The sequence below is a fragment of the Methanomethylovorans sp. PtaU1.Bin093 genome (genome assembly GCF_002067275.1).
GTDB lineage: Archaea > Halobacteriota > Methanosarcinia > Methanosarcinales > Methanosarcinaceae > Methanomethylovorans.
In genome coordinates this window covers 1-21236 of the sequence record NZ_MVQX01000088.1, presented here as the reverse complement: position 1 = coordinate 21236, position 21236 = coordinate 1, and the positions used below count along the sequence as shown (strand labels likewise).

Annotated in this window: 21 protein-coding genes and 2 tRNA genes; 7 read left to right on the top strand and 16 right to left on the bottom strand. The window is 42.7% G+C overall.

Annotated features, from left to right (window positions below; translation table 11 throughout):
• Positions 1-31: 31 nt before the first annotated feature.
• From mprF to A4E24_RS09835, 10 genes are all read right to left on the bottom strand, one after another.
• Positions 32-2602, bottom strand: coding sequence for a bifunctional lysylphosphatidylglycerol flippase/synthetase MprF (gene mprF / locus A4E24_RS09880; RefSeq protein WP_292353165.1), 2571 nt, complete (start codon positions 2600-2602; stop codon positions 32-34).
• A gap of 173 nt (positions 2603-2775) precedes the next feature.
• Complete coding sequence (locus tag A4E24_RS09875) at positions 2776-3972, bottom strand: NAD(P)/FAD-dependent oxidoreductase (protein ID WP_292353164.1); 1197 nt, start codon at positions 3970-3972, stop codon at positions 2776-2778.
• A 280-nt stretch (positions 3973-4252) separates the two neighbouring features.
• Positions 4253-4954, bottom strand: coding sequence for an ABC transporter ATP-binding protein (locus tag A4E24_RS09870; protein WP_292353163.1), 702 nt, complete (start codon positions 4952-4954; stop codon positions 4253-4255).
• Positions 4955-4956: 2 nt separating this feature from the next.
• A complete protein-coding gene (locus tag A4E24_RS09865; protein ID WP_292353161.1) occupies positions 4957-6165 on the bottom strand; it encodes an ABC transporter permease in 1209 nt (402 codons plus the stop codon).
• A 9-nt stretch (positions 6166-6174) separates the two neighbouring features.
• Entirely contained in the window at positions 6175-7401 is a 1227-nt protein-coding gene (locus tag A4E24_RS09860) for a COG1361 S-layer family protein (RefSeq protein ID WP_292353160.1), read from the bottom strand.
• A gap of 412 nt (positions 7402-7813) precedes the next feature.
• Positions 7814-7885, bottom strand: a tRNA-Thr gene (locus A4E24_RS09855).
• 103 nt (positions 7886-7988) lie between these two features.
• Positions 7989-8501, bottom strand: coding sequence for a chorismate pyruvate-lyase family protein (locus A4E24_RS09850; RefSeq protein ID WP_292353159.1), 513 nt, complete (start codon positions 8499-8501; stop codon positions 7989-7991).
• Positions 8502-8532: 31 nt separating this feature from the next.
• Positions 8533-8853, bottom strand: a complete 321-nt coding sequence (locus A4E24_RS09845; protein ID WP_342765378.1) for a DUF5611 family protein — start codon at positions 8851-8853, stop codon at positions 8533-8535.
• A gap of 53 nt (positions 8854-8906) precedes the next feature.
• A complete protein-coding gene (locus tag A4E24_RS09840) occupies positions 8907-10376 on the bottom strand; it encodes a cryptochrome/photolyase family protein (RefSeq protein ID WP_292353198.1) in 1470 nt (489 codons plus the stop codon).
• 115 nt (positions 10377-10491) lie between these two features.
• The gene (locus tag A4E24_RS09835) at positions 10492-11187 is read right to left on the bottom strand and encodes a radical SAM protein (protein WP_292353158.1); all 696 of its coding nucleotides are present in this window, start codon (positions 11185-11187) and stop codon (positions 10492-10494) included.
• Between the two features lie 160 nt (positions 11188-11347).
• On the opposite strand from A4E24_RS09835, the gene A4E24_RS09830 reads away from it, so the two are divergent.
• The 5 genes from A4E24_RS09830 (at position 11348) to A4E24_RS09810 (ending at position 17377) form a co-directional block, all read left to right on the top strand.
• Positions 11348-11752, top strand: coding sequence for a pyridoxamine 5'-phosphate oxidase family protein (locus A4E24_RS09830; protein WP_292353157.1), 405 nt, complete (start codon positions 11348-11350; stop codon positions 11750-11752).
• Positions 11749-11895, top strand: a complete 147-nt coding sequence (locus tag A4E24_RS09825) for a hypothetical protein (RefSeq protein ID WP_292353155.1) — start codon at positions 11749-11751, stop codon at positions 11893-11895. Before A4E24_RS09830 ends, A4E24_RS09825 begins: the two co-directional genes overlap by 4 nt.
• Positions 11896-12171: 276 nt before the next feature.
• A complete protein-coding gene (locus A4E24_RS09820) occupies positions 12172-15006 on the top strand; it encodes a M1 family metallopeptidase (RefSeq protein WP_292353154.1) in 2835 nt (944 codons plus the stop codon).
• A 697-nt stretch (positions 15007-15703) separates the two neighbouring features.
• Positions 15704-16870: a hypothetical protein gene (locus tag A4E24_RS09815; RefSeq protein ID WP_292353153.1), complete on the top strand. Its 1167-nt coding sequence runs from the start codon at positions 15704-15706 to the stop codon at positions 16868-16870.
• Positions 16871-16972: 102 nt separating this feature from the next.
• Complete coding sequence (locus A4E24_RS09810) at positions 16973-17377, top strand: hypothetical protein (RefSeq protein ID WP_292353152.1); 405 nt, start codon at positions 16973-16975, stop codon at positions 17375-17377.
• Positions 17378-17666: 289 nt separating this feature from the next.
• Here the strand turns inward: A4E24_RS09810 and A4E24_RS09805 are convergent, their stop codons facing one another.
• The 5 genes from A4E24_RS09805 to A4E24_RS09785 all read right to left on the bottom strand — a co-directional run bounded on the left by A4E24_RS09805 (position 17667) and on the right by A4E24_RS09785 (position 19442).
• Complete coding sequence (locus tag A4E24_RS09805; protein ID WP_292353151.1) at positions 17667-17984, bottom strand: hypothetical protein; 318 nt, start codon at positions 17982-17984, stop codon at positions 17667-17669.
• A gap of 196 nt (positions 17985-18180) precedes the next feature.
• Positions 18181-18258: transfer RNA gene (locus tag A4E24_RS09800), tRNA-Glu, on the bottom strand.
• Between the two features lie 67 nt (positions 18259-18325).
• Positions 18326-18688, bottom strand: a complete 363-nt coding sequence (locus A4E24_RS09795; RefSeq protein ID WP_292353150.1) for an Lrp/AsnC family transcriptional regulator — start codon at positions 18686-18688, stop codon at positions 18326-18328.
• A gap of 39 nt (positions 18689-18727) precedes the next feature.
• Complete coding sequence (locus A4E24_RS09790) at positions 18728-18952, bottom strand: LSM domain-containing protein (RefSeq protein ID WP_292353149.1); 225 nt, start codon at positions 18950-18952, stop codon at positions 18728-18730.
• A 112-nt stretch (positions 18953-19064) separates the two neighbouring features.
• Positions 19065-19442 (bottom strand): DUF3467 domain-containing protein, encoded by a 378-nt coding sequence (locus A4E24_RS09785; protein WP_292353147.1) that lies wholly within the window; start codon positions 19440-19442, stop codon positions 19065-19067.
• Positions 19443-19560: 118 nt separating this feature from the next.
• Here A4E24_RS09785 and A4E24_RS09780 point away from each other — a divergent pair, with 118 nt between their 5' ends.
• Together A4E24_RS09780 and A4E24_RS09775 are read left to right on the top strand one after the other, a co-directional pair.
• Positions 19561-20010: a hypothetical protein gene (locus tag A4E24_RS09780; RefSeq protein ID WP_292353145.1), complete on the top strand. Its 450-nt coding sequence runs from the start codon at positions 19561-19563 to the stop codon at positions 20008-20010.
• Complete coding sequence (locus A4E24_RS09775) at positions 19973-21085, top strand: cytochrome c biogenesis CcdA family protein (protein ID WP_292353144.1); 1113 nt, start codon at positions 19973-19975, stop codon at positions 21083-21085. The genes A4E24_RS09780 and A4E24_RS09775 overlap by 38 nt, the downstream gene beginning before the upstream one ends.
• Before the next feature lie 6 nt (positions 21086-21091).
• On the opposite strand, the gene A4E24_RS09770 is transcribed toward A4E24_RS09775, so the two are convergent.
• Positions 21092-21235: a DUF5814 domain-containing protein gene (locus A4E24_RS09770; RefSeq protein ID WP_367121179.1), complete on the bottom strand. Its 144-nt coding sequence runs from the start codon at positions 21233-21235 to the stop codon at positions 21092-21094.
• Between the last annotated feature and the right edge of the window lies 1 nt (position 21236).

The window sequence follows — 21236 nt, the reverse complement described above, 5'->3', positions numbered from 1 at the left end:
CCTTAATGATGCAAGAATATACATGCCAGATTTACTTGAAAAGTAACTCTTTAGTTCCACCTGATATCAAAAGTGCAACATCTTTTAAAGCAGATACTTGCTTAAAATTACTTGGTAAGGCTATGTATCTTGGTTCCCATATTGGGTTAAATTTGTTTTTGTATGCCCTTAAGCCTTTAAAATTATAGAAATATTCACCGTGTTTGTAAATAGCTGCACCGATTTTTGTCCATAATGGAGCAAGGTTTCGGTCTTCCAGGCCAGAAAGAGGTGACATTCCAAGAGAGAAATATTCATATCCATTCTCTTTACCCCATAACATCAGCTTCACAAAAAGATAATCCATAGTTCTATCTGCTATTGCAGGGTCATAGCGCATCAAATCGATGGTCAATTCTGTATTCTTGGCACTAAGCCATACATTTGCAAAAGAAACGATTTTATCTTCTTTTTTGACCACAGCTAGAGGGAAATTGCTCAAATAATCAATATCAAAAAAACCCATTGAGAATTTTTTTTCACTTGTGTGTTTTATTTCTAGCCATGCATCTGAAATGTATTTTAGTTCTTTCTCATGGTCCAAAGCATATTCGCAAGGAATTACTTCGAAATGATATCCAGCTTTTTCCATACGTTTTACCGAATATCGGAAATCCTTTCCAGCACTCCCTTCAAGGTTAAATTCAGAAAGTTTTATTTTTGCTTCCTCTCCTATTTTTATTAATTTCAGGCCTATGTCTATGTAATAAGGAATAAATTTTTCACTCACTTCATAGAACACAGTCCAACCCTGATGTAAGTTAGCAGTTTCATGAAAATCCCAGATCAGATCCTTTATATTATCGACATTCCCTATGGGATCACCCATACAGATCCAGCTTTTTCCTGATATGCTATACATTATGAATGCTTCTCTTTTTTCATCGAAAATTAGATATTTATCTTTAAGTAATACAAGGTTCCCTTTTGTATCTGTACTTGTCCTAATTTGCTTTACAGCAAGGTCCATATCCTCTTCATTTGGTAATCTTATATCTTTACTTGAACTGCCAAGAAGTTTCAATATACCAACAACTACCAAAACAAATATAGATCCTACTACAGATCTTAAAAATCTGGATATATGAGAATCAATGCCGAATTGCCATAATGTTTCATGGGAGTAATCGGCATGTCTGTGAAAGAAAAATCCAAGCCAGATAAAACTTATGATTACAAGACATATTGCAATGACATTATCTTTACTGAATAACTGATTCATTAAAGATGATTTTCTGTAGAAATAGTTCCTATTAGGAAGCAGAGCTAGAAAGGTTAGAAATAAAATTAATGCTTCTATGTAGTTAAAATTTTTTAAAATTGACAAAACAGCACCTAAAAACAATACCATTAGCGATAGCACATATGCTCCATCTATTCTCTTCCACAAACCTTTTGCAAGAATCAAAAGCAAAACTCCTATCATACTACTGAGCAGACTCGAAGATTCTATCAAAGAAAGTGGAATTATCGTGGCCATTAATCTTATGTTTTCTATTTGAGGTGGAAGAGCTTCAAAGAAAAGGAGAACCATGCCAGCAAAAAAGATCAGTACAGCAAATATCTGGGGTATAAATGCAGATATTTTAGAAATAGTCCTTCTATGAGAGCTTGTCAGCATCTTCTTTCTTACAATTATCTCATTATGTGAAAGTAATACTGTTCCTACAATAAAAGGTATAAAATAATACACCAACCTAAATACAACAAGGGTACCAAGAATATCGTTAGAATGAAAATATGGACTCAACATGAAAAGCATAATTGTTTCAAATACACCCAGTCCTCCTGGTACGGTGCTTATTAGCCCGATCATCTGTGCAATCAGGAAAACTGTAAGTACATACAAGTAACTAACATGTCCGTAGTGAGGAAGCAAAAAAAAGAATACACAACCAATAAGGACATAGTCCAGTGTTGCTACGATCAGTTGTAAAAATGCGATATTGATTTTGGGAAAGTTTATTTCATGGTTTTTGATTTTGAATGATCTCTGTGTTATACAGAAAAAAAAATAGCTGAATAAAATCAGAAGCAATAGAACTCCTACTACTTTGAAGTAAATTACAGGTATGGATATTGATTCCGGCAACTTAAGAGGATAAAAGGTCAGTACTGTTCCCCCAATAAAAGATATCCCTACCCAAAAGGTAAGACCGCAGAAAGTTACTATCTTCCCTATTTCAAGAAGTGTCAAACCATAAAAAGAATAGAGCCTATATCGAAGAGACCCACTGGTCAGGAAGTTAAACCCAATATTGTAACTTATAGAAGTGCTGATAAAAGACGATATAACTATTTTATCTATTGGTATCCAATGATTGATATAATTCACTGCTAAAACGTCATAAAAGCTGAGTATAATGTAGCTCAGAAACGTAAAAACAAGTACTAAAAAAATATCAGCGGAAGATATGTGCGAGAATACGTTATGAATCTCTTCTAAATGCATGTGATGCAATTGTTTGTATAAAGTCACCAATGCAAGCGCAAATATACCAATGGGCAGCAAGTAACTGATTTTCTTTAAATTATTTATTATTTCAGTTCTTTTCTGGAACAATATGATTCACCTCGGCTTATTTTCAGAGTTTACCCCGTAGCTGTAATAGAGTCTATCAATGCTAGCTGACCATGTCATGTTATCAAACGAATTGGCATATAATAATCTCAACTTCAAATATTACTTGCATTTCCCATAATTATGGGGACAATCCTAATCCAGAGAAAGGAATACTAGGAATTTTTAAATAAATTCTTAACCATACCAGTGGGTATTTTAAGAAGTGTTATAGGCATTCTTAAAATACATTTTGTTATATATTTCCTGTAATTCAGAACTCCCTTTCCCGTAAGCACATACATTCTGAAGAGTTCCGGGTCCTTGTCAAACAAATAGAATATCTTCTCTATATGTCTATGAAATGTATTTCCGAACTTGAAAGCTATACGCAGATCGTTGTTGAACATTGCATTGCAGTTCTCCCGGTAAGCTGAAAGGTCGGTGCCATGATAGATCGCCTCAGCAGCCACTTCACCTGCCGCTAAACCGCTTGCAACCGCATAGTATATGCCCTCTCCCAGAAAAGGGTCCACAAAACCCGCAGCATCTCCTACAAGAAGCACCTTATCTCCGCTGATCTTTCTGTTCATACCTCCCACAGGTACTCTGTGTATGAACTTCTTAGTGATATGTGCAGCGAGATCAACCCCCTTTTCCCTTGAAAGGAAGGAGATGAAATCCTCAAAGGCCTGTGCCGGTTTGATGGTTATTGGTTTCCACAGGCCCAGACCAATGGACATTATATTCCCTTTTGGGAATATCCAGCCATATCCCCTGCTTTTGAGGAAATACGCTTCTATCAGTTCTTTATCGACTACACACTTCTCTGCATCTTCCGGGGTTAGTTCGATTTCGGTTTCAATGCATATTCCATATCCTTCGGCTTCCCATTTTTTTCTCAGTCCTGTTTCTCTGGCAACAGTGCTGTTAACTCCATCCGCTCCGATCATGAGCTTTGCAGTATATTCGCCTTTTGTAGTTATAACATGGACCTGTTCATCTGTTATATTCACTGAGATAGCTTTCTCACCGACATTTATATTGGCACCTTTGTTCTGTGCCTGTTTTAATAGAAAATGATCAAAAGAGCTGCGAAAAACAAGTATTGATGCCGGTTCTTTGAGCTTGTGTGAAACCTGGCGCATTGCTGGAGAATACACCGTTGCTCCGTAACACCTGTATTGGGGCTGGACTTCGTCGATAGGGCCAATGATCTGTAATGCTTTCCAGGAAACTGCGCCACCACAGGCCTTGTAGCGTGGCACATCCTCCTTTTCCAGAAGGAGCACCTTCAGCCCCTTTTCAGCACATGTCCGTGCGGCCATTGCACCGCCTGGTCCTCCACCCACAATTATGACATCATAATCCATCCTATTCACCTGTTCATTACCTCTGCGATGCATTCAGGCGTGAAATAAAACCTATAAGAAACTCTTTAATCAATATATGTATTTTTCTGCAGGTCATCAGATGATGCCAAATACGGTTTTGTGGAGATCCGATAAGAATTTACCTCATAAGTTAACATGAATACTTGATATCCACACTTCTAAATAAGCTTTTAAAATTATCTGAGTTCTCTTTTGAAGAATGATTCTCGAAGAACAAAAGCCTGAAGCAGGCTTTTTCAGCTGTACTTATCCATAATGTTCATTTAGGGCTAACGGTACTGTTTTGTTTATTCTCATCGCTGATCATAGTACCATCTTCAAGTGTGATCACCCTGTTAACGTACTCAACATGCCACGGTTCATGTGTGACCATAATGATCGTCTGTCCATATTTTTCATTGAGCTCTTTGAATACATCCAGCACCTGTTTTGAGTTATTCGTGTCCAGATTCGCGCATGGCTCATCAGCGAACATGATATCAGGTTTTTTTGCAATTGCTCTTGCAATGGCAACTCTTTGCTTTTCTCCACCGGACAATTCACCAGGAACTTTGTCATGTTTCCCTTTCAGGCCAACCTTATCCAATGCTTCAAGAGCGGTGCTATAAGATTCCTTCTTTGACTTGCCTTCCATCATAGAGAGCACATATACATTCTCTGCAGCACTCATCTCATTGATGAGCGCATAATCCTGAAAGACATAGCCGACCTGTGTCAGCCTGTAATAACTCCTTTCTGCCTCAGGCAGGCTTGAAACCTCTAGCCCCCGGATAGTATACATCCCGTCTGTTGCATCGTCCAGCAAAGCCAGTATCCTCAGCAGAGTGGTTTTTCCACTACCGGAAGCACCCATAATGGCCACAAACTCCCCTTTATTTATTTCAAAAGAAACACCATTAAGAGCCTTGACAGCAGTTTCTCCGGTCCCATAATATCTTTTCAGATCCTTTACTAAGATCATGTTCACCGTCCCCATATGGCTTTGAGTATGCTTTCCCTGGATACGCTCCAGGCAGGCAGGACCCCGGCTATCACTGACAGCGTCAGCATGGTAACTATGCTTTGAACGAGCAGTACAGGATCAATGACCGGACTTATTTCTATGGTTTCATAGAAGATCACTGGATTTGCCTGGAAATAGAACATAAGTGTAAAGTAGAGTATCAATCCTGCAAAAATTCCGAGTGCAACATAGAAAGTGCTAAGGAATGCATAGGATAACACAATTGATCTTGGGGTGATACCTACCGCTTTTAGGACACCTATCTCTTTTTTCCTGTTCAGCACATTGATATAGATAATAATAAGGACCAGCGCTGCACCTACGATCAGACTTACGATCTTGGACATGACATCTATAGCGCCCATGCTTTGCATGGCCTGCCTTATGAGAGACTCCGACTTATCAGCCCATGTAAATATCTGCTCATTCACTCCAGCCTCCCTGATCTTGTCCTGGATCTGCGCTTCCGTCCCTTGATCAGTGACCCTTACAATTACACGGGTGGCTTCTTTGCCTTCAAGGCCGTACACATCCTCGATCTCCTTGTAATGGACCAGAGCATTCAGGTCGACAACCTCGAATGTCCCTTCCATGATGCCTTTGACCTTATAGGTCCTCTTTACTCCATTACTGTATGTTACGTCAACAAAGGACCCCGGCCTTACTTCACCCAGGTTGTCATATATCTCTGACCCGAACCCCGTGCCTGCTATCATAGCCCCGATGATGATCTCGTTCCGGGACAGATCACTTAGAAAATCTCCTTCAGTGATAATGTACGGATAGCGGGAAATATCGTACTCTTCTGTGGGAAGCATTCCGGTTATCGTTACACCTACGACTTTCTGCTTATGGTCAATGGATGCTCCCACGTCCAGTCTTTTTGTTGCGGCTCTCACACCTTCTACAGCCCGGACCTTCTTCAACACGTTATCTGCATTGTTGATGTAGGTATTATCGCCAGTTGGTTCAATGACAATATCTCCGTACGGATAGTCCTGCATGAACCCGGTGAACATGCCCAAAAGTCCTCCTATCATTGACGGAAGAAATACTAAGTTCAAAAAAATGAGGGAGAGGACAAAAACAATGAACATCAGTGTTTTCTTGTTGCCTCTTTTTACACTGCAGTATGCAATGAGGGCACCCACCCGGACATCATTGATCATTTTTTACCCTCATTGTTTCTTATTATTAGCGGAATTACCTCCACCTTCCATCAACTGTCTAATCACCGCATCTTTTGATCTTATTGTCCTGTAATTATAATAGATAAGCCCGCCAATGATCGCCAGGATCAGAAATATAAGCAGGGCTGTGCCTGCTCCACTGTCCTTTTTCATGACGATCAGATTGATCTGCGTTTCAGTTTGTTCTTCGCCAAAATCATCGATATATGTTATTGTCACAGGGATCTGGTATTCTCCCGCTTTGTCGGCCACAAATGTGATCACTGCCGGCCCGTCCTCGTTTGTATCAAGGGTCCCTATGAAAGATTCTTTCAATCCTTTGAACGGATGGTCAGCATAGACCCTTATTGAATTTATTGTCCTCTCACCGGAGTTCTCAATTCTCATGGTCAGCTCTACAGTATCGCCTGTGTTAGGAAGGACAGGATCGACCTTTACAGATGCGAGATTCAGACTCCCTTTTTTCTCAAGCACGTTTATCATAATGCTATAGTTATCCTTCTGGATACCATAATCGTCCTCATAGTTTATGATAACCGGGATCTCAAAGGTTCCTGACCTGTTCGCTTTTAATTTGAACAATGCGGTCTGACTGCTATTCAGGCCAAGAGTTCCAAGTGTAGTGTTCTTTATTCCTTTGAACCCGTGATCCAGACTAACGTCTACAGATTTTGCTATCGCTTTACCGAAGTTCTCTATGCCTAACCTTAGATCGACCGTATCTCCCTCGTATATATACTCAGGTTTGGTCGTGACAGAAGATATCCTGGGTTCTGCATGTTCACCTATCACTATCACTTCAACTTCGTAATATGCTGTTCTTCTTACATCCTTATTTCCATATGTCAATCTCATTTTTATGATATGAGGACCGGGTTTGGCATCAGGCGTTGTTCTCATATGGTATCGCAACTGCCTTTCACTGTTACTGTAAACGAATCTGGGAAAATGGGCAACCAGACTTTCCGTAACTATGATATCCGGGGGGATGCTTATTATTTCAAAAGTGATATTTTCAGGGATCTGGGTACCGCAGTTCTCAAGACCTATGCCCACAGTGAACTCTTTATTGATCCCTACTGAACTGGGACTTATGTCCTCTACCACCGCTCTTAAACATTCATCACCGGAACCTGCTTCAGCAATATTACTTCCTAACGAGCTAATTGCAAGAACTAATACAAAGAGGAATGATATTCTCGAATTATAATTCATTCTTTATCCGACCAGCCCAAATATCTTATATAAATAAAGTGAGTATTATAAATATAGTTGCACCATTATTTTTCAATATAAGGATCATTATATAAGAGAATGATGCGGTGTTATATAAAATAGTATGATTTTTATATCGAAAAAATGACTATTCGGCTATATTTTTTTCAGATGGCTACGATATACATTTGTTTCAGAAGCGTTTATCGATACGCTAAAGCAGTGATCCTTTATATTCTGGTAAAGATGAGCTCTGCCGAGCGTATCGTTCGGCGTCATTAGAAGTTGAGGTTCGAGCATTTGAGGCAGAAATAACCAATGCACAAAAATCCAGCCGAACATCATCTGAGATCAGATGTCAGTCCAAATACCACATAGAGATCTGCATTTGGGAATCGAACTGAAAATACAAAGCCTCGGACGGGATTTGAACCCGCGGCCTCGTCCTTACCAAGGACGCGCTATACCCCTAAGCCACCGAGGCACACAGAATCAGTGGGGCATCCCTGTAATATGCAGAATCTGTTAATAAGGTTTCGGTTGAATGCGGCTTTTTCCGGCTGGCTGACAGCATCGGCGCAGAGCGGTTATAAAAGCCAGCGGTCATCGATGGGGAACCGTTCGTTGATCCACATGAGCACACCATTATGGTGTACTATTTTGTAAGAGCGGGAGAGCACGGACCCTGCACCGAAAAGAGATTCCTGGTCGTGGAGCTCTATATCCTCGAAGTCCCGGCGGGTCTCGATGTTATGGTCACGCAGTATTCGTCCAATAGGGATATCAGCCTTCATCATATCGCATTTCACACCCGACGGCATATTCTCAATAGCCGAGAGGGAACGGGCGTACACGTAAGGTATATCCCCGGCAGTAAGAGTGACCACACGATCGTTAATATCTGCACCCACTTCCACCTGGAACATCCGTGCCATCCACTCGTCCGCAGGAATTATGTGCTGGTATTCCGTCACCACTGCCGTTGGATGGCCGGTCATTATCTCCAGCAGGAACGTCACAGACCCGTCAGTACCGGCACACACCCGCAGGCAGGTAGGGATGCGGAAACCCTTCAGTTTTTCGAGGAATTCGCTGTCCATAGGAATGATATTGTTGGTATTTCCACCAAATTTACTTTGATACTTCCTCTTTAGCCTTCTTCAGGCGCTCTTTGGCAGTGTATCCGGTAGCCTTGTAAAGGAAATCCCTGTATCTCTTGTTCGTTTCCAGAATCGTTTCATCATCTTTGACCGTAGTATCGGATTCAGTATCCACTGCCATTTTCTTGTTCTGTATCCATACTGTAAGCGTCTTGAAGATGCCATAGGACATCACAAGCTTATCACCGTTCTTCTTTATCTCGGCGGGAAAGCTCTCGGCCAGGCATTCATGGATCCTTTCAAGATCAAGCTTATATCCACGTTTCAAAGTGTATTCCTGCATTGCTATCATCTTCTTAATTGCCGGTAAAAAGCATAAACGTTCCGGTATTTTCAGCATTGACCCTATACCCGTTGCTTTTGAGGGATGGTGCTAAGAAAGCTTTCCGCAGCCTGCAGCAGCTCATCTTTCCTTTGCTGCGACATCCTGTCATAGGCAGCCACCATCATCCCCATCCTGAAGTTCCTGCTAAGCACATCCCTGTGCCGGTCAATGAACCTCCAGTACAGACCATCCCATATCTCACACCACCCACCTTTCCTGTGATCGCTCATTTTCAGGATGTAGGCCGAACCGGAGACATAGGGCTTCGTAGCCAGGCTCCCCCCGTCAGCGAACTGGCTCATACCGTAGACGTTAGGAACCATCACCCAGTCCGCAGCATCCACGAACAGCTCCATGAACCACCTGTACACCTCATCTGGATGAATACCGCACAGAAGCATGAAATTCCCCAGGACCATCAGCCGCTCGATATGATGGCAATAACCCTTCTGCATTACTTTCCAGATGGTGATGTCCACAGGTCCGATCCCCAAGGTCCCGTTATACCATCGCTCGTCCAGCAGCCCCTTGTTCTCAAAGAAATTGCCTCTCAGGTCCGAGGTATGGTACATGCCCCGCATGAATTCCCTCCAGCCAATTATCTGTCGCACGAATCCTTCAAGGCTGGATAGTGGTACATCCCCGCTATCCTTCGAATATGCAATAGCCCGCTGCACCACTTCATCAGGGGTCAGCAGTCCCAGATTGAGTAACGGTGATAGCAACGAGTGGAACAGGAAATGTTCATTTCCGGCAATGGCATCTTCATAGGGTCCGAAAGACCTGAACCTGCGCACCAGGAAATCCTCCAGCCAGTCCAGAGAAGTCTCCCGCGTGGTCGGCAGGTAAAAATCAGAAACATCTCCTGGATCCTCGGGGAATAACTGCTCCACAAGTTCTGCCACTTCCTGTGTATGAACTGTCCGGTCCACTAACCGTATTGGAGGTATCTGTATCTCCTTTGGTAATTTTTTTCTGTTATCCGCATCCAAGTTCCATATCCCGCCCACAGGGACCATTTCTGCATCCACAAGGATATGGAGACGTTTGCGCTGCCAGATGTAGAAATTATTCATGAGAAGCTTTGTTTTCCCATCCCTGTATTCTTCGAACTCCCGAACATTTGTCAGAAAACCGGGACTGTCCACAAATTCCAGCCTTATCTCATGCCGGGTGCAGAGTTGAATGATCCTCGAAGCAAAAAGATCGTCATCGAGCTCATAGGTAACAACATGTCTGATCCCGTGTTCTTCCAGCATTTCAAGCAGTTTCTCTTCGTATGACCTGACATCAGTAATATCAAAATATTTCACTGCATGTTCCTGCAGGAGTCTGTCCCTGTACGAGCGCATGGAGGACAGTATCAACACAAGCTTGTGTTTATGATACCTGTACCGGGAGCACAGACCAAAGTCTTCGGCCATGAAAAAAAGAGTATGTTTGTCCGGTCCCAGCCTTTCATGAAAAGGATACAGGCAATTGCCGGGTATAAGTGCAAGTTTTGTGTATTTCTGAAACGTATGCTCACCTTGAAGAAGATATAAAAGCTCTTTATAGAGGTTTTTATATCAGTTGTTCTTTTACCTCACTTTTTTCCGGGAGAGTCTATTTTTCAAGCACCCTTCTGCCTTTCTCACCCAGCAGTATCACCTTCGGGATCTTTTCAAGGGCTATTTTTCCAAGCTCCTCCAGTTCTTCCCAGGAAGGCGTAGGCTCCTCGTGCCCAAAAAACGGCCTGTCAAAATCCGTCTTGCTCATGAACTGGTACAGCATCATCTCATCCGCACCCTCCACGTCCGGCAGGATCCTGTGAATGGTCTCTTTATTCACGAACTCCGGGATCACCCTCACCCAGACACGCAGCCACTTCTGCTTTGCAATATCAAGGGATTTCTCAAGCAGGTCTATGTATTGCACAGTGCGCTCCCTGGACATGCCTGTAAGCTCCATTATCCCATCCACATCGTCAAGGGGCGCTTTGATCTCCAGCACAAGACCATGTATGAAAGGCAGAGCCTGCTCAATAACATCCGGTTTCATACCATTGGACTTGAGCAGCACCTGCTTTCCGGCTGCATGCAATCCCTCAAGCAGGGGCAGCAGTTCCTTCTGCAAGGTCGGCTCCGCGCCTCCCAGATAAACGGTCTTCATAGCGGAAGACCTCGCGAACTCCAGGGCTTTTTCCAGTGGAATTTCAGTGAAGGGCTGATGAATGTGTACACAGTAGGGACATTTCATGTTGCATCCTGCAAATTCCATCCTTATCTGCCCTTCGGCCTCAGACAACTTGGTCAAACGCATTTAATGACCCTCCAATAAGAATAAGGAATAGATATAGGGATTAGAAACATACCCCGTATAAAGACTTCTGCTAACTGCTACCACAATTAAGATATGTATGCAAATCTAAATTGTTCCAAAGAAAAACGTGATATTGAGGATCACACAGGAGTGATAGACAATGGTAAAGATGACCCAAGAGATCATGGACACTATAGCAAAGCAGAACCCGGTGCCAGTAGCCACCTCAAGCGCAAATGGGATCCCGAACGTTGCACTGGTGGGCTTCCTAAAAGTGATGGACCCGGAAACCATTATGATATCGGATAATTTCTTCCTCAAGACAGAGGACAACCTCAAACACAACCCAAAGATTGCCTTTGTGGTATATGACAGCTATACCAGGAAATGTTTCCAGATAAAGGGCAGTGTGAAAATGATCACTGATGGTAAGATCTATGACGAGATGAAACATTGGGTGGACTCAGCCAAGCCCAACATGCCCAAGAAGGCAGCCGTTGTGGTGCACGTGGAAGAGGTCTACGACTCCCTGCCTGGCCCGCATGCAGGTGCAAAGATCCTTTGAACCGGTTCAGTGATCAACTAGTTCCTGTTGGATTTTATCCTGCTGCAGGCATTGGTCAGATGAAAACTAACTGGAAAGCACGCATCAATTTCTGTTCGGCCGGTACAGGGAATGTCTGGGCCAATAGCATGGCCGAGTACTGAGTGACCACAAGTTCTCAGAAGTTTTGTGGTCACCTATCATTTATGCTTTGTAATATCCTCTGCAGTGTTTCATATTCAAACCTCTTATTCTCCCGGTTCACGGATACCAAATAAACAATGTATATCAAAGTGGGAATAGCTGCCACGCAGATAGAGAACAGTGAGAATCTGGCAAGAGAAGGGCTTTTTGCATAGAGCTTGAGGATATTTTATAACTTTTAAAAATGAATATATGAAACACGATCATACGATTATTTTATTATCAGAGGCTATAGGATGCAGAAAATATACAGATACTATCCGGAAGATTTTGGGGAGCTAAGTGTAAAAGTTGTACACATGGACCTTCTTTTCGATATGTTCGATGATCATACAAAGGTGACATCTGATCTCAAATTGCGGACCCTGGACAAACCCATCGATGAAATCGAGCTGAATTGCAAGAACCTTGAGGTCCTATCGGTAAGCTGCCGGAATCATGATATTGATCATGAGTACAGGAAAAAGGATAGTATCCTGCTGATCAGGTTCGCGCAGACAGTACCTCAGGACACTGAGATCCTGATCACTACCCGGACCATCTGCAGACCTACGAGGAACATACTGGAAGGGCTCTATTATGACGAAACTCCTGCAGGTGCGCCCCCGCAGCAGATAACCCAATGCCAGCAATGGGGATTCCAGAGGATCGTGCCGTGCATCGATGATATGACGGCCAAATGCACTTACACTACTACCATCATTGCCGATGAGAGATATACCAACCTCATAACCAACGGCGACACTAAAGAAACAAGGCAGCCGGTCGGGAACGGAAGGGATCGGATCGTTTATGACAACTCGATCACCCCCATGGCTCCATATCTTTTTTTCCTGGGCGTGGGCACCTATGACACTTTTAAAAGGGAATTCGAATATCCGGATGGACATACCTTCGATCTGGAACTGCTGGTGCCTCCGGGCTCTGATCCGCTGATAGCCAAAAGAGCTCTTGATGTTCTCTACGATTCCATTATGTGGGTCCATCTTTTCACAGGCAGCCCCGAGATATACGGTCGGTCTCAAGAGCGCCGGAAGATCATGGCTATGGTAAAGGAAAGGGACCGTCTTAAGGGTGAGCCGGATGTGGCTCACGAACAGCTCAAAAAGATACGAGCGGACCTGAAGAAGGCAGCAGGATCTATTCAGACCGGATACAGGTACACTGGTACCGTGTACAGGGAAATAGGTATGCAGAATTCCAATTTTGGCGGTATGGAAAACGTAGGGAATACGACCATCACCACCAACCGTATAATGCCCTTCCCCCAGATGACCGACGGTGCTTTTGAGTATATGATAAGGGTAAAGGTACATGAGTTCTATCACAACCTGAACGGCTCCGAGGTAACAGGGAAAAGTCCTTTTGAGCTGTGGCTTAACGAGGCTGTCACTGTGCACATAGAGAGGATGTATCATGCATATCATTTCGGAGAAGGGTACAGTCGTCTTGAGGAAGTCCTGGAGCTGCTGGCTCCCGGTTCAGGAACCTTTGCCCTTGACAGGGGAGCAGCTTCCATGCCCATTATTCCTGACGGGTTCAATGATCCTGACGATCTGATCACTTCAGTGACCTATGTGAAAGCCCCGGAATTTGTAAGCATGATAGAGACCCTGATCGGGAAAGAAACATTTGCACGGGCTCTGAACGTCTATTTTTCGCGATATAAACACTCAAATGCCTCGAGCTGGCAATGGATAGAAGTGATGGAAGAGGTTTCCGGGAAGGATCTAAAAGAAATGACAAGGACATGGTTAAAACAGACTCAGTTCCCGGTGGTCCATGTGAGGTCTGCCTATGATGAAAAAGACAGGACGTGCACATTATCCCTGGAACAGGAAGTCCCGGAGGGCGCAAAGTTCTGGGAGTTCCCATTCCGTGCAGCCCTTGCTGACAAGGAAGGAAATGAGCTTTCCGAAGTTATGGAGCTGGTGAAGGGCAGGGAGAAGAAGATAGTTTTCACCGATGTGGAAAAACCTGCTTTTCTGTCCCTGAACCGGGGCTATTCCTTTTTTGGAAAAGTGGTTCATGATGCGGGTATTGATGAACTGGTCCTGCAGGTCAGAAAGGACAGGGACCTGATAAACAGGTTCATTGCATTCTACAAGATCGTAGATATGGAAAAAATGAAAATGATCGGGGATACCGATAGTGTCCCCTCCAAAGAGTTCACAGACCTCTACCATGAGCTTATCCGGGACCATGACCTGATGGGCGAGGCCGGGGCTCAGTTCCTGACGATCTTTGAATCCGTGGAGGATGAGAAGCTTGCACACAGGTATCAGCTGCTATATGAAATAAAGCAAAAGCTCCTCAAAGCGGTGGCAAACAGGCATGAAGACTCACTTATATCTATCTATCGGCTCTACAATGACAGGAAAGAATACAACAACAATGATTACGTGAGCGGGCAGGTCCATGCCATCAAAGACCGCCAGGTAAAGAACAGATGCCTTGCTGTCCTTGCGACCCTTGACACGCCCAGGGTGCACGACATGGTTAGGGAGCAGTTCAAGACAGCCCAGAACGCCACGGATAAGTTGAGCGCTTTCAGTTATTACCTTGATAGTTCTGCACCTGACAGGATGCAGCTTATGAAGGCTTTCCAGAAGCAGGCGGAAGAACATCCGGTAAGCTGGGAGGCTTTCCTGAGGGTGATAGGAAGCATCAGCCGCGATGATGTGTTCGATCTGGTAAGACAGGTCGAGAGCTCCGGGGCTTTCAGGATAGAACAGGCGAATGACCAGAGGGCTCTTTACGGAAGTTTTGCAGCGAACCGCAAGAGATCCCTGCAGACCGAAAAAGGACGGAAGCTGCTCACAGACATAGTTCTGAAGCTGGCAGAGGTCAATGAGTACAGTACGGTGAACATACTCAACGTCCTTGCCAACATTGACAGAATGGAAGACGAATATCACATGCCCCTGGTGGAGATGATGGTTGGCTTCCTGGACCGGCTCGATCCGGACCGCACCCCGAGCGTGTACAACAGGATCAGGAAGATACTGCTCAATACTCCGAACGCCGTGAAAAAGTATGAAGCCGTCAATGGAAAAATAAACCTGGGTTAAAGAGCTGATCAGATCAGCTCTTAGCTTTTTTCGGGATATTCTCCACATGGGTCAGTGACTGACGGATCCCAGCAAAAGGGTGTAATCCGATGATTAGGGATTTCCTGAATATGTACAAGCCAAAAGGTAATGAGCATTTTATAAAGGGTGGAGTGTATCCAGATTTGTGATAAATCAGTCGTATTAGATGTCAATTTCGAAGAACCGGGGTCACATCCTCTTTTGCTAGCCATGTTAAATCCTTCAAACTTGCAAACTGTCCATCTAATTTCACTATTTTGTAAATTTTTGAAGACGTATTGTGTAATATTTGGTAAGTCTTGAAATTATAGTTGTGAACCATTTGTTTGAAACTTATATTTTGCCATCGCTATCTATTGAATACGATTCTTTACATGCATAAGTTATAAACCATGAGTGTTTAACTATAGTTTCGCTCTTGCTAATATTAATATAATTGTGCTTTATAGAGCATGTTCTAAATCACACGTAAATAAAATTGTACTAAGTAACATTATAATTCACATTTTAAATAGTTTTATATAGCATGAGACTATGTGACTTTTTGCAATTTAAACGGAATATAGACACAGTAAGGAATTTGTCTATAGTCCATTAGCGAAGGCAAATAAATAATAGACTTGTTTGATTCATTTATGTTGCTATTTGCTTCCATATTAGAGAATTAGGTGAAATAATGATAAGACAAAAGAAAATAGCTCCATTTTTGGTTTTTACGATCTTGCTAGCTTTAATGACTCCTGTGAGTGCAGATATTGTATATCTTGATACTGCAAAAATGAGTGAACAGAGTATAACAAAGGAATTGTTGAAATACAATATAACACAGAAAGATATTGACTATTATGCAGGATATGGAATTTCTCCTGAAGTGATTTTAGATGTAGAATCAAAAGTTGCAATAAACAAAAAAATGTCACAGGTTATAAAAGATGCTCCATATCGCCCATTAATATTGGCAGATTCTGACGAAAAAGAAGCTTTTATTCGACATATTGAAAATTTCTCGGTTTCTGAAACCGAGAAAAAAGATATGATTAACTCTCTATTTGATATTTGGAGTAGAGCACCTAACAAAATTACTGAAAATGACTACCCAGCTTTAGAAAAAATAGGGAAAGAAATGAATACATATTTTATGAAGATTTATGAAAGTGATATTGAGTCTTCTAAAGATGATACGACAATTACACCAAAGTGGGGAGGTACATGGGGTGGAAAAGCTCATGGGTTTTTCGCTTATTATGCAGTTATGTTAAGTGTGAATAATCAGCTATGGGGTGATATTGCGTGGACTTATGCTCTTAATCCAGATATTACGGATACTGGATATTATGATAGGTATTATGGCCATTATTATCATCCTTTTCCCCCAATCAATGGAGCAGCTCCAGGAAAGTGCCTTCTCAATATCAACAATGCAGTGAATGAATATGATACTAATAAAAACCAAGCCTACGTAGATTTTGCGCTTGCATCACATTATCTAGCAGACGTTGGAAATCCAATGCATACAGATGGTGTAATAGATCAATATCAGAATCAAGCTGCCCATTATGCCTATGAACAACATGTTAATGTGAGTTGGTCATCTGGCCATCGTTATAATGATGTTGTAAGTTCCAATACACAGTATATAGTTGTAACGGATCCTGGAGTTGCCACTCAAAACTTGGCTAAATTTAGTAATCCATATTATGATACACTATGGAACGAGGTTACTAAAGGTATGCATCAAGATACACTGTACCAGAACGCTAATATTGAGTATATGACACGGGTTCTCGTTAAAGAGACATCAAAATATGTTAATGGATTAGCATTTTACCTAAAGAATTCTTAAAAACACACAAGAATATAATGGTTACTCTGTTAATCATTATATTCTATTTTTAATACCAACCATAAAACTGAATATTGAGGATATATATAGTCGGTGATTATAATGAGTTCAAGAAAAATAACTAGATGGATTCCGGTATTATTTGTTATATTGTTAATAATAGCAATTATTCTGTTACCATATGTCTTGGATAAAGGACTTCCATTATATTACATTACAAATGAAGATTACGAACCCCACTCTCTAAAAGTGGAAGTGATTACTCTATCAAATGAAACACTTTATAATGAAACTCTTAACTTAAAAGCTCGTGAACAGTTGCGTATAGAGAGAGAATTATCAACCTTCATAAAAATTCGTCAAGCACCTAAAAACATATTAGAGTATAGAGTTACACTTGACTCAAATACACCAATTTCTAAAAATCTCACTGTTTCAGAAGGATTTTATGCATATATAAGGATAGAAAAGTCAAATCTATCCATTGACTCAGCAACTTTCATGTAAATTTAATTGTATGTAAACATCTTATGAGTATGTATCTGTTTGACCAGCTCATCATCGACCCCCTCTACAAAACTCCTTCCCTTCTTCCGAGATCTAAAAGTAAGCACACCACCTCTAAGTCCGCGACTGTAGCGAAGGATACAGCCTCCCGCTGCGGCCCACGATAGAAAAGCAAGTATCCTTCCCTGGAAACCGGGTCATGGAGTGATCCTATGCGAGGATCCGGTTATTCCTTATTTAAGGTCATGTAACAGGTTGAAGTTAATTTCATCGAAAAAAGGAAGAAAATTTAGTCCGACTCGTACTCTTCAGCATCATCTTCTTCTTCCATCCGGATCAGATCGATGATGAGTTCCATTAACTGGAATGCACATTCGCGGGAATCAGGACGAACAGATATGACCTCAGCTGCAAGTTGTGCTATGGCGATCAGTTTTTGTTCATCGTCACATTCGCTCTGATCTAAGACTGCCTCAATATCAGCTTTCAGTTCAAATGCTGCCAATAATTGGGTATCGATATCTACTTCGCCGCAGCAATTTTCAGTTTCTGCCTGATCGGCAGCACAACAACATCTGTGAACATGAGTTTCATTTGATTTATACATTTTTTCACCTGTAGTTCTTTGCTAGAATGCACTACTAAGTAATATCTTGATTTTAAATTTGCTGGTTTGTATGCTGTGATCTGAACTTGTATATTTTCAGCATTACTGCATACAATTGGCAGATATGTCAAGAAATGAACCGAAAACATCGTTTTTCATTGGGAGAATGAAAACCTTGAGAGTGTAAAAAAGTTTATGGTGCTCCGGTCGGGATTCGAACCCGAGTCTTCGGCTCGAAAGGCCGGAATGATTGGCCGAACTACACTACCGGAGCACATAGAATAGCGCTGGTTGAGCGACTCCAAAATAGTACATAACCTTATTAAACCTTTCGGCCAGCATCACTCAGTTGCGCTGGCTTCCAGATCTTCAGCTTTGTCCTTAGACAGGTTCAATACCCATGCGGTCAGCCTTTCACAAGACTCAGGCTGACATGCATCCCTGCAGCCCGCACAGGGAGAGAACATCTCTCCTGAGAGCAAGAGCTCAAAACAGGGTTCTTCCTTGTGGGCAACTTTGAGGAGGAAGGTCCTTGCACCATTGTCCACTGCAGACTCGCGAGTGATCAGGCCATCCTTCAGAAGTTTTGCGATGACCCTCGAACATTTGCGGCTGTCTATGTCAAGCTCCTTCCATAATTTGTTCTGGAACACTCCCTCTTCATGCTTGCTGATTACCTCTAGTGCCGTTTCTTCTATTCCCATGGTAACCTACGCTTACTATTAGAACACTGGCTTATAACATTACTCTTCTGCAGGTGTGATCAGAATTATGTTATTGCCTCGAAGCACCACTGAACCAAGCGACCTGAGCTTTTGTCCGTTAGATATCTCCACAGTATCTACCAGATGAAGGTTAAGATAGTCATCCGCACTTTTGAGCAAACCTTCCAGGAGATGCAGGTCTCCTTTCATTTCAACCTGGACCCTCGATCCAACAAGTTTGTGAACTCTTTTATTCGGGAACAAATGGAATCCTCGCTTATTAATTGATACTATAGGCCCACCTATAATAAAGGCAGGACATAGGTTATTAAAAGTGTATTGTATCCTATTTAATTATAGCGATTACCCTATGAAGTTAGATGTACCCCTGAATCTCGCTGTTCTCTCTGCTGTTGTCAGCCGGGGGTTCGGACTTGTTCTCACTTCTGTTAGGCTGCGGTATAGGGCCGAACATAGCTTCATATTCCTTCAGATGATGGTTCAGCCATCTGGACAGCTCAAGAGCAGCAAGCGGTGAAAGGATCACCTCGGTCTCAAGCTTGCGCTGGATAACCTGTACCCCATCCTCATCAGTTCCGGGCCTGGGATTGTCATTATAAAAACCTATTCTGAAATCGTACGGGCTGTGACCCCCCACGGCACCTATGGAATACACCTGCCTGCAATCTTCCGGTTTATAGAACTCTACCCTAAGTTTTTTATGGTGTTTCCCTGTCATAACATCCGTGCTCATTTTCACTTCTCCAGTTACTGGCACGTATTGTGCTAACATCAGTTAAATAAGTAGTGGGAACATAAACACATCCTTTACAGAACAAAAAGTTATTAAAGAATGCACCCAGGTTAGAACTATGAAAAGCTCACAAATACCTGCCATGATCGCTGTGGCGGTATTCATCATTACGCTCGTCGGGGTCAGCATACTGGTTATGCAGTACCCGCCACAAACTGAAAAGGAATACGATATAAGTTCATTACAAGCCCACAGGATAGTTATGAACGACAGTAATGTTTCCACATACTATAGGACTTATTTCCATGTGCAGGACTGGAGGGTCAACAGAACGACCATAGTAAACGGAAGTATACCGGATATGTACGGTATGCCCATAACGCCTGAAGAAGATGTATGGAAGGTGCAGGTCATGGAAAGGACCTGTGCATGTGCCGGTATAAAGCCTATATATGTCATAGAAGGTTATGTTTCCACAGATTCCGGTGAAGTCTTCAACATTTCGACCATGAAAGTCCTGGAAACCTCATATGATGCATCTACCTGCGCGTCCACAGCATGTCATTAGGCAGGCATTACTGGCAGCTTTTACATTTTTTTTATTAATATCAGCTGTGCATGTAGTCCTCTGTGCTCAAAATGCTACATCTGCTATTGAAGTTGACTATTTTTACGAGGAAGGCTGCCTGAAATGCCAGCAGGCATTACCCGTGATCGAGGAAGTCACAAATAGTTACGGATGCAATCTCACGTCCCACGAGATCATTTCCTCCTATGACCTTGCCCGCGGATATGGCATATCTGTAGTTCCTGCCGTGGTGGTGGACAAGAGAATAGTGATAACGTACAACGACTACCAGGCGAATGTCACACTTCTTAAAGACCTGCTCACACAAGCTATTGTTACCGGGTCGGAAGAAAAGAGAAATATATCCATTATAGAAGAGGACGAAGCTGGCAGAGGACTTTCATTTTATTTAGTGTTCGTTGCAGGCCTCCTTGCAGGTTTCAACCCCTGCATCCTGGCAGTCATGGCCTTTCTGGCCACGCTGATACTGTCATCCAGCGGAAACAAAAAAGATATACTGAAGATGATAGTTGGTTTTTGCAGCGGTATTTTCATTACGTATATGGTAGTAGGCCTGAGCATCCTGGGAACAGTGCACATATTGCCTTCCCTTAAAAGTACGATCACAAGCGCAATGGTCGTTCTCATCTTCATACTGGGCTGTTGGCACATTTATGATGCATATCACCTGAGGAAATATGCCAGATCAACTTTCCACACTCCAAAAGCCATGGTCAGGCTGCTTGAAAGAACAGCTAAGAGCAATATTCTGTTCTTATCCTTTGCTTCAGGAGGGCTTTTCTCTCTTGTAAAAGCGCCTTGTGTGGGGGCTATATATTTTTCTATCCTTGATATGTTGGTAGGCAGAACCGACCTTGCTCGCGGAGCTTTTTACCTTGCGGTTTATAATTTCGGCGTGATCTTTCCGATCATCGTTCTGGGCATACTACTTGGCTATGGCATGAAACCGGAGACCATTACAGAGCTCAAGGAAAACAAGCGTGTAGAGATCAGGCTTTTCACAGGTGTCATACTGATACTTCTTGCCCTGCTGCTGCATTTGCAGATCATCTGATGCAGGTTAGCCCTCTACCTGCTTTTTCATTTCCCTGGCAGCATTCGCTATATCTTTTTTAGAATAAACCCTTGCGATCTTTTCCACTGCATCCAGATTACGTACGACATTGTCAAGATAGCCCAGTACATCGCCCGGATAAGCGGTCACA

What these genes read in the sequence shown, in the direction of transcription:
- A4E24_RS09810 (WP_292353152.1), top strand. Translation starts at nt 16,973, where the DNA reads ATGAGTTCAAGAAAAATAACTAGATGGATTCCGGTATTATTTGTTATA.
- A4E24_RS09805 (WP_292353151.1), bottom strand. Translation starts at nt 17,984, where the DNA reads ATGTATAAATCAAATGAAACTCATGTTCACAGATGTTGTTGTGCTGCC.
- A4E24_RS09785 (WP_292353147.1), bottom strand. Translation starts at nt 19,442, where the DNA reads ATGAGCACGGATGTTATGACAGGGAAACACCATAAAAAACTTAGGGTA.
- A4E24_RS09780 (WP_292353145.1), top strand. Translation starts at nt 19,561, where the DNA reads ATGAAAAGCTCACAAATACCTGCCATGATCGCTGTGGCGGTATTCATC.
- A4E24_RS09775 (WP_292353144.1), top strand. Translation starts at nt 19,973, where the DNA reads ATGATGCATCTACCTGCGCGTCCACAGCATGTCATTAGGCAGGCATTA.
- A4E24_RS09835 (WP_292353158.1), bottom strand. Translation starts at nt 11,187, where the DNA reads ATGCGTTTGACCAAGTTGTCTGAGGCCGAAGGGCAGATAAGGATGGAA.
- A4E24_RS09875 (WP_292353164.1), bottom strand. Translation starts at nt 3,972, where the DNA reads ATGGATTATGATGTCATAATTGTGGGTGGAGGACCAGGCGGTGCAATG.
- A4E24_RS09830 (WP_292353157.1), top strand. Translation starts at nt 11,348, where the DNA reads ATGGTAAAGATGACCCAAGAGATCATGGACACTATAGCAAAGCAGAAC.
- A4E24_RS09845 (WP_342765378.1), bottom strand. Translation starts at nt 8,853, where the DNA reads ATGATAGCAATGCAGGAATACACTTTGAAACGTGGATATAAGCTTGAT.
- A4E24_RS09860 (WP_292353160.1), bottom strand. Translation starts at nt 7,401, where the DNA reads ATGAATTATAATTCGAGAATATCATTCCTCTTTGTATTAGTTCTTGCA.
- A4E24_RS09820 (WP_292353154.1), top strand. Translation starts at nt 12,172, where the DNA reads ATGCAGAAAATATACAGATACTATCCGGAAGATTTTGGGGAGCTAAGT.
- A4E24_RS09865 (WP_292353161.1), bottom strand. Translation starts at nt 6,165, where the DNA reads ATGATCAATGATGTCCGGGTGGGTGCCCTCATTGCATACTGCAGTGTA.
- A4E24_RS09795 (WP_292353150.1), bottom strand. Translation starts at nt 18,688, where the DNA reads ATGGGAATAGAAGAAACGGCACTAGAGGTAATCAGCAAGCATGAAGAG.
- A4E24_RS09850 (WP_292353159.1), bottom strand. Translation starts at nt 8,501, where the DNA reads ATGGACAGCGAATTCCTCGAAAAACTGAAGGGTTTCCGCATCCCTACC.
- A4E24_RS09870 (WP_292353163.1), bottom strand. Translation starts at nt 4,954, where the DNA reads ATGATCTTAGTAAAGGATCTGAAAAGATATTATGGGACCGGAGAAACT.
- A4E24_RS09815 (WP_292353153.1), top strand. Translation starts at nt 15,704, where the DNA reads ATGATAAGACAAAAGAAAATAGCTCCATTTTTGGTTTTTACGATCTTG.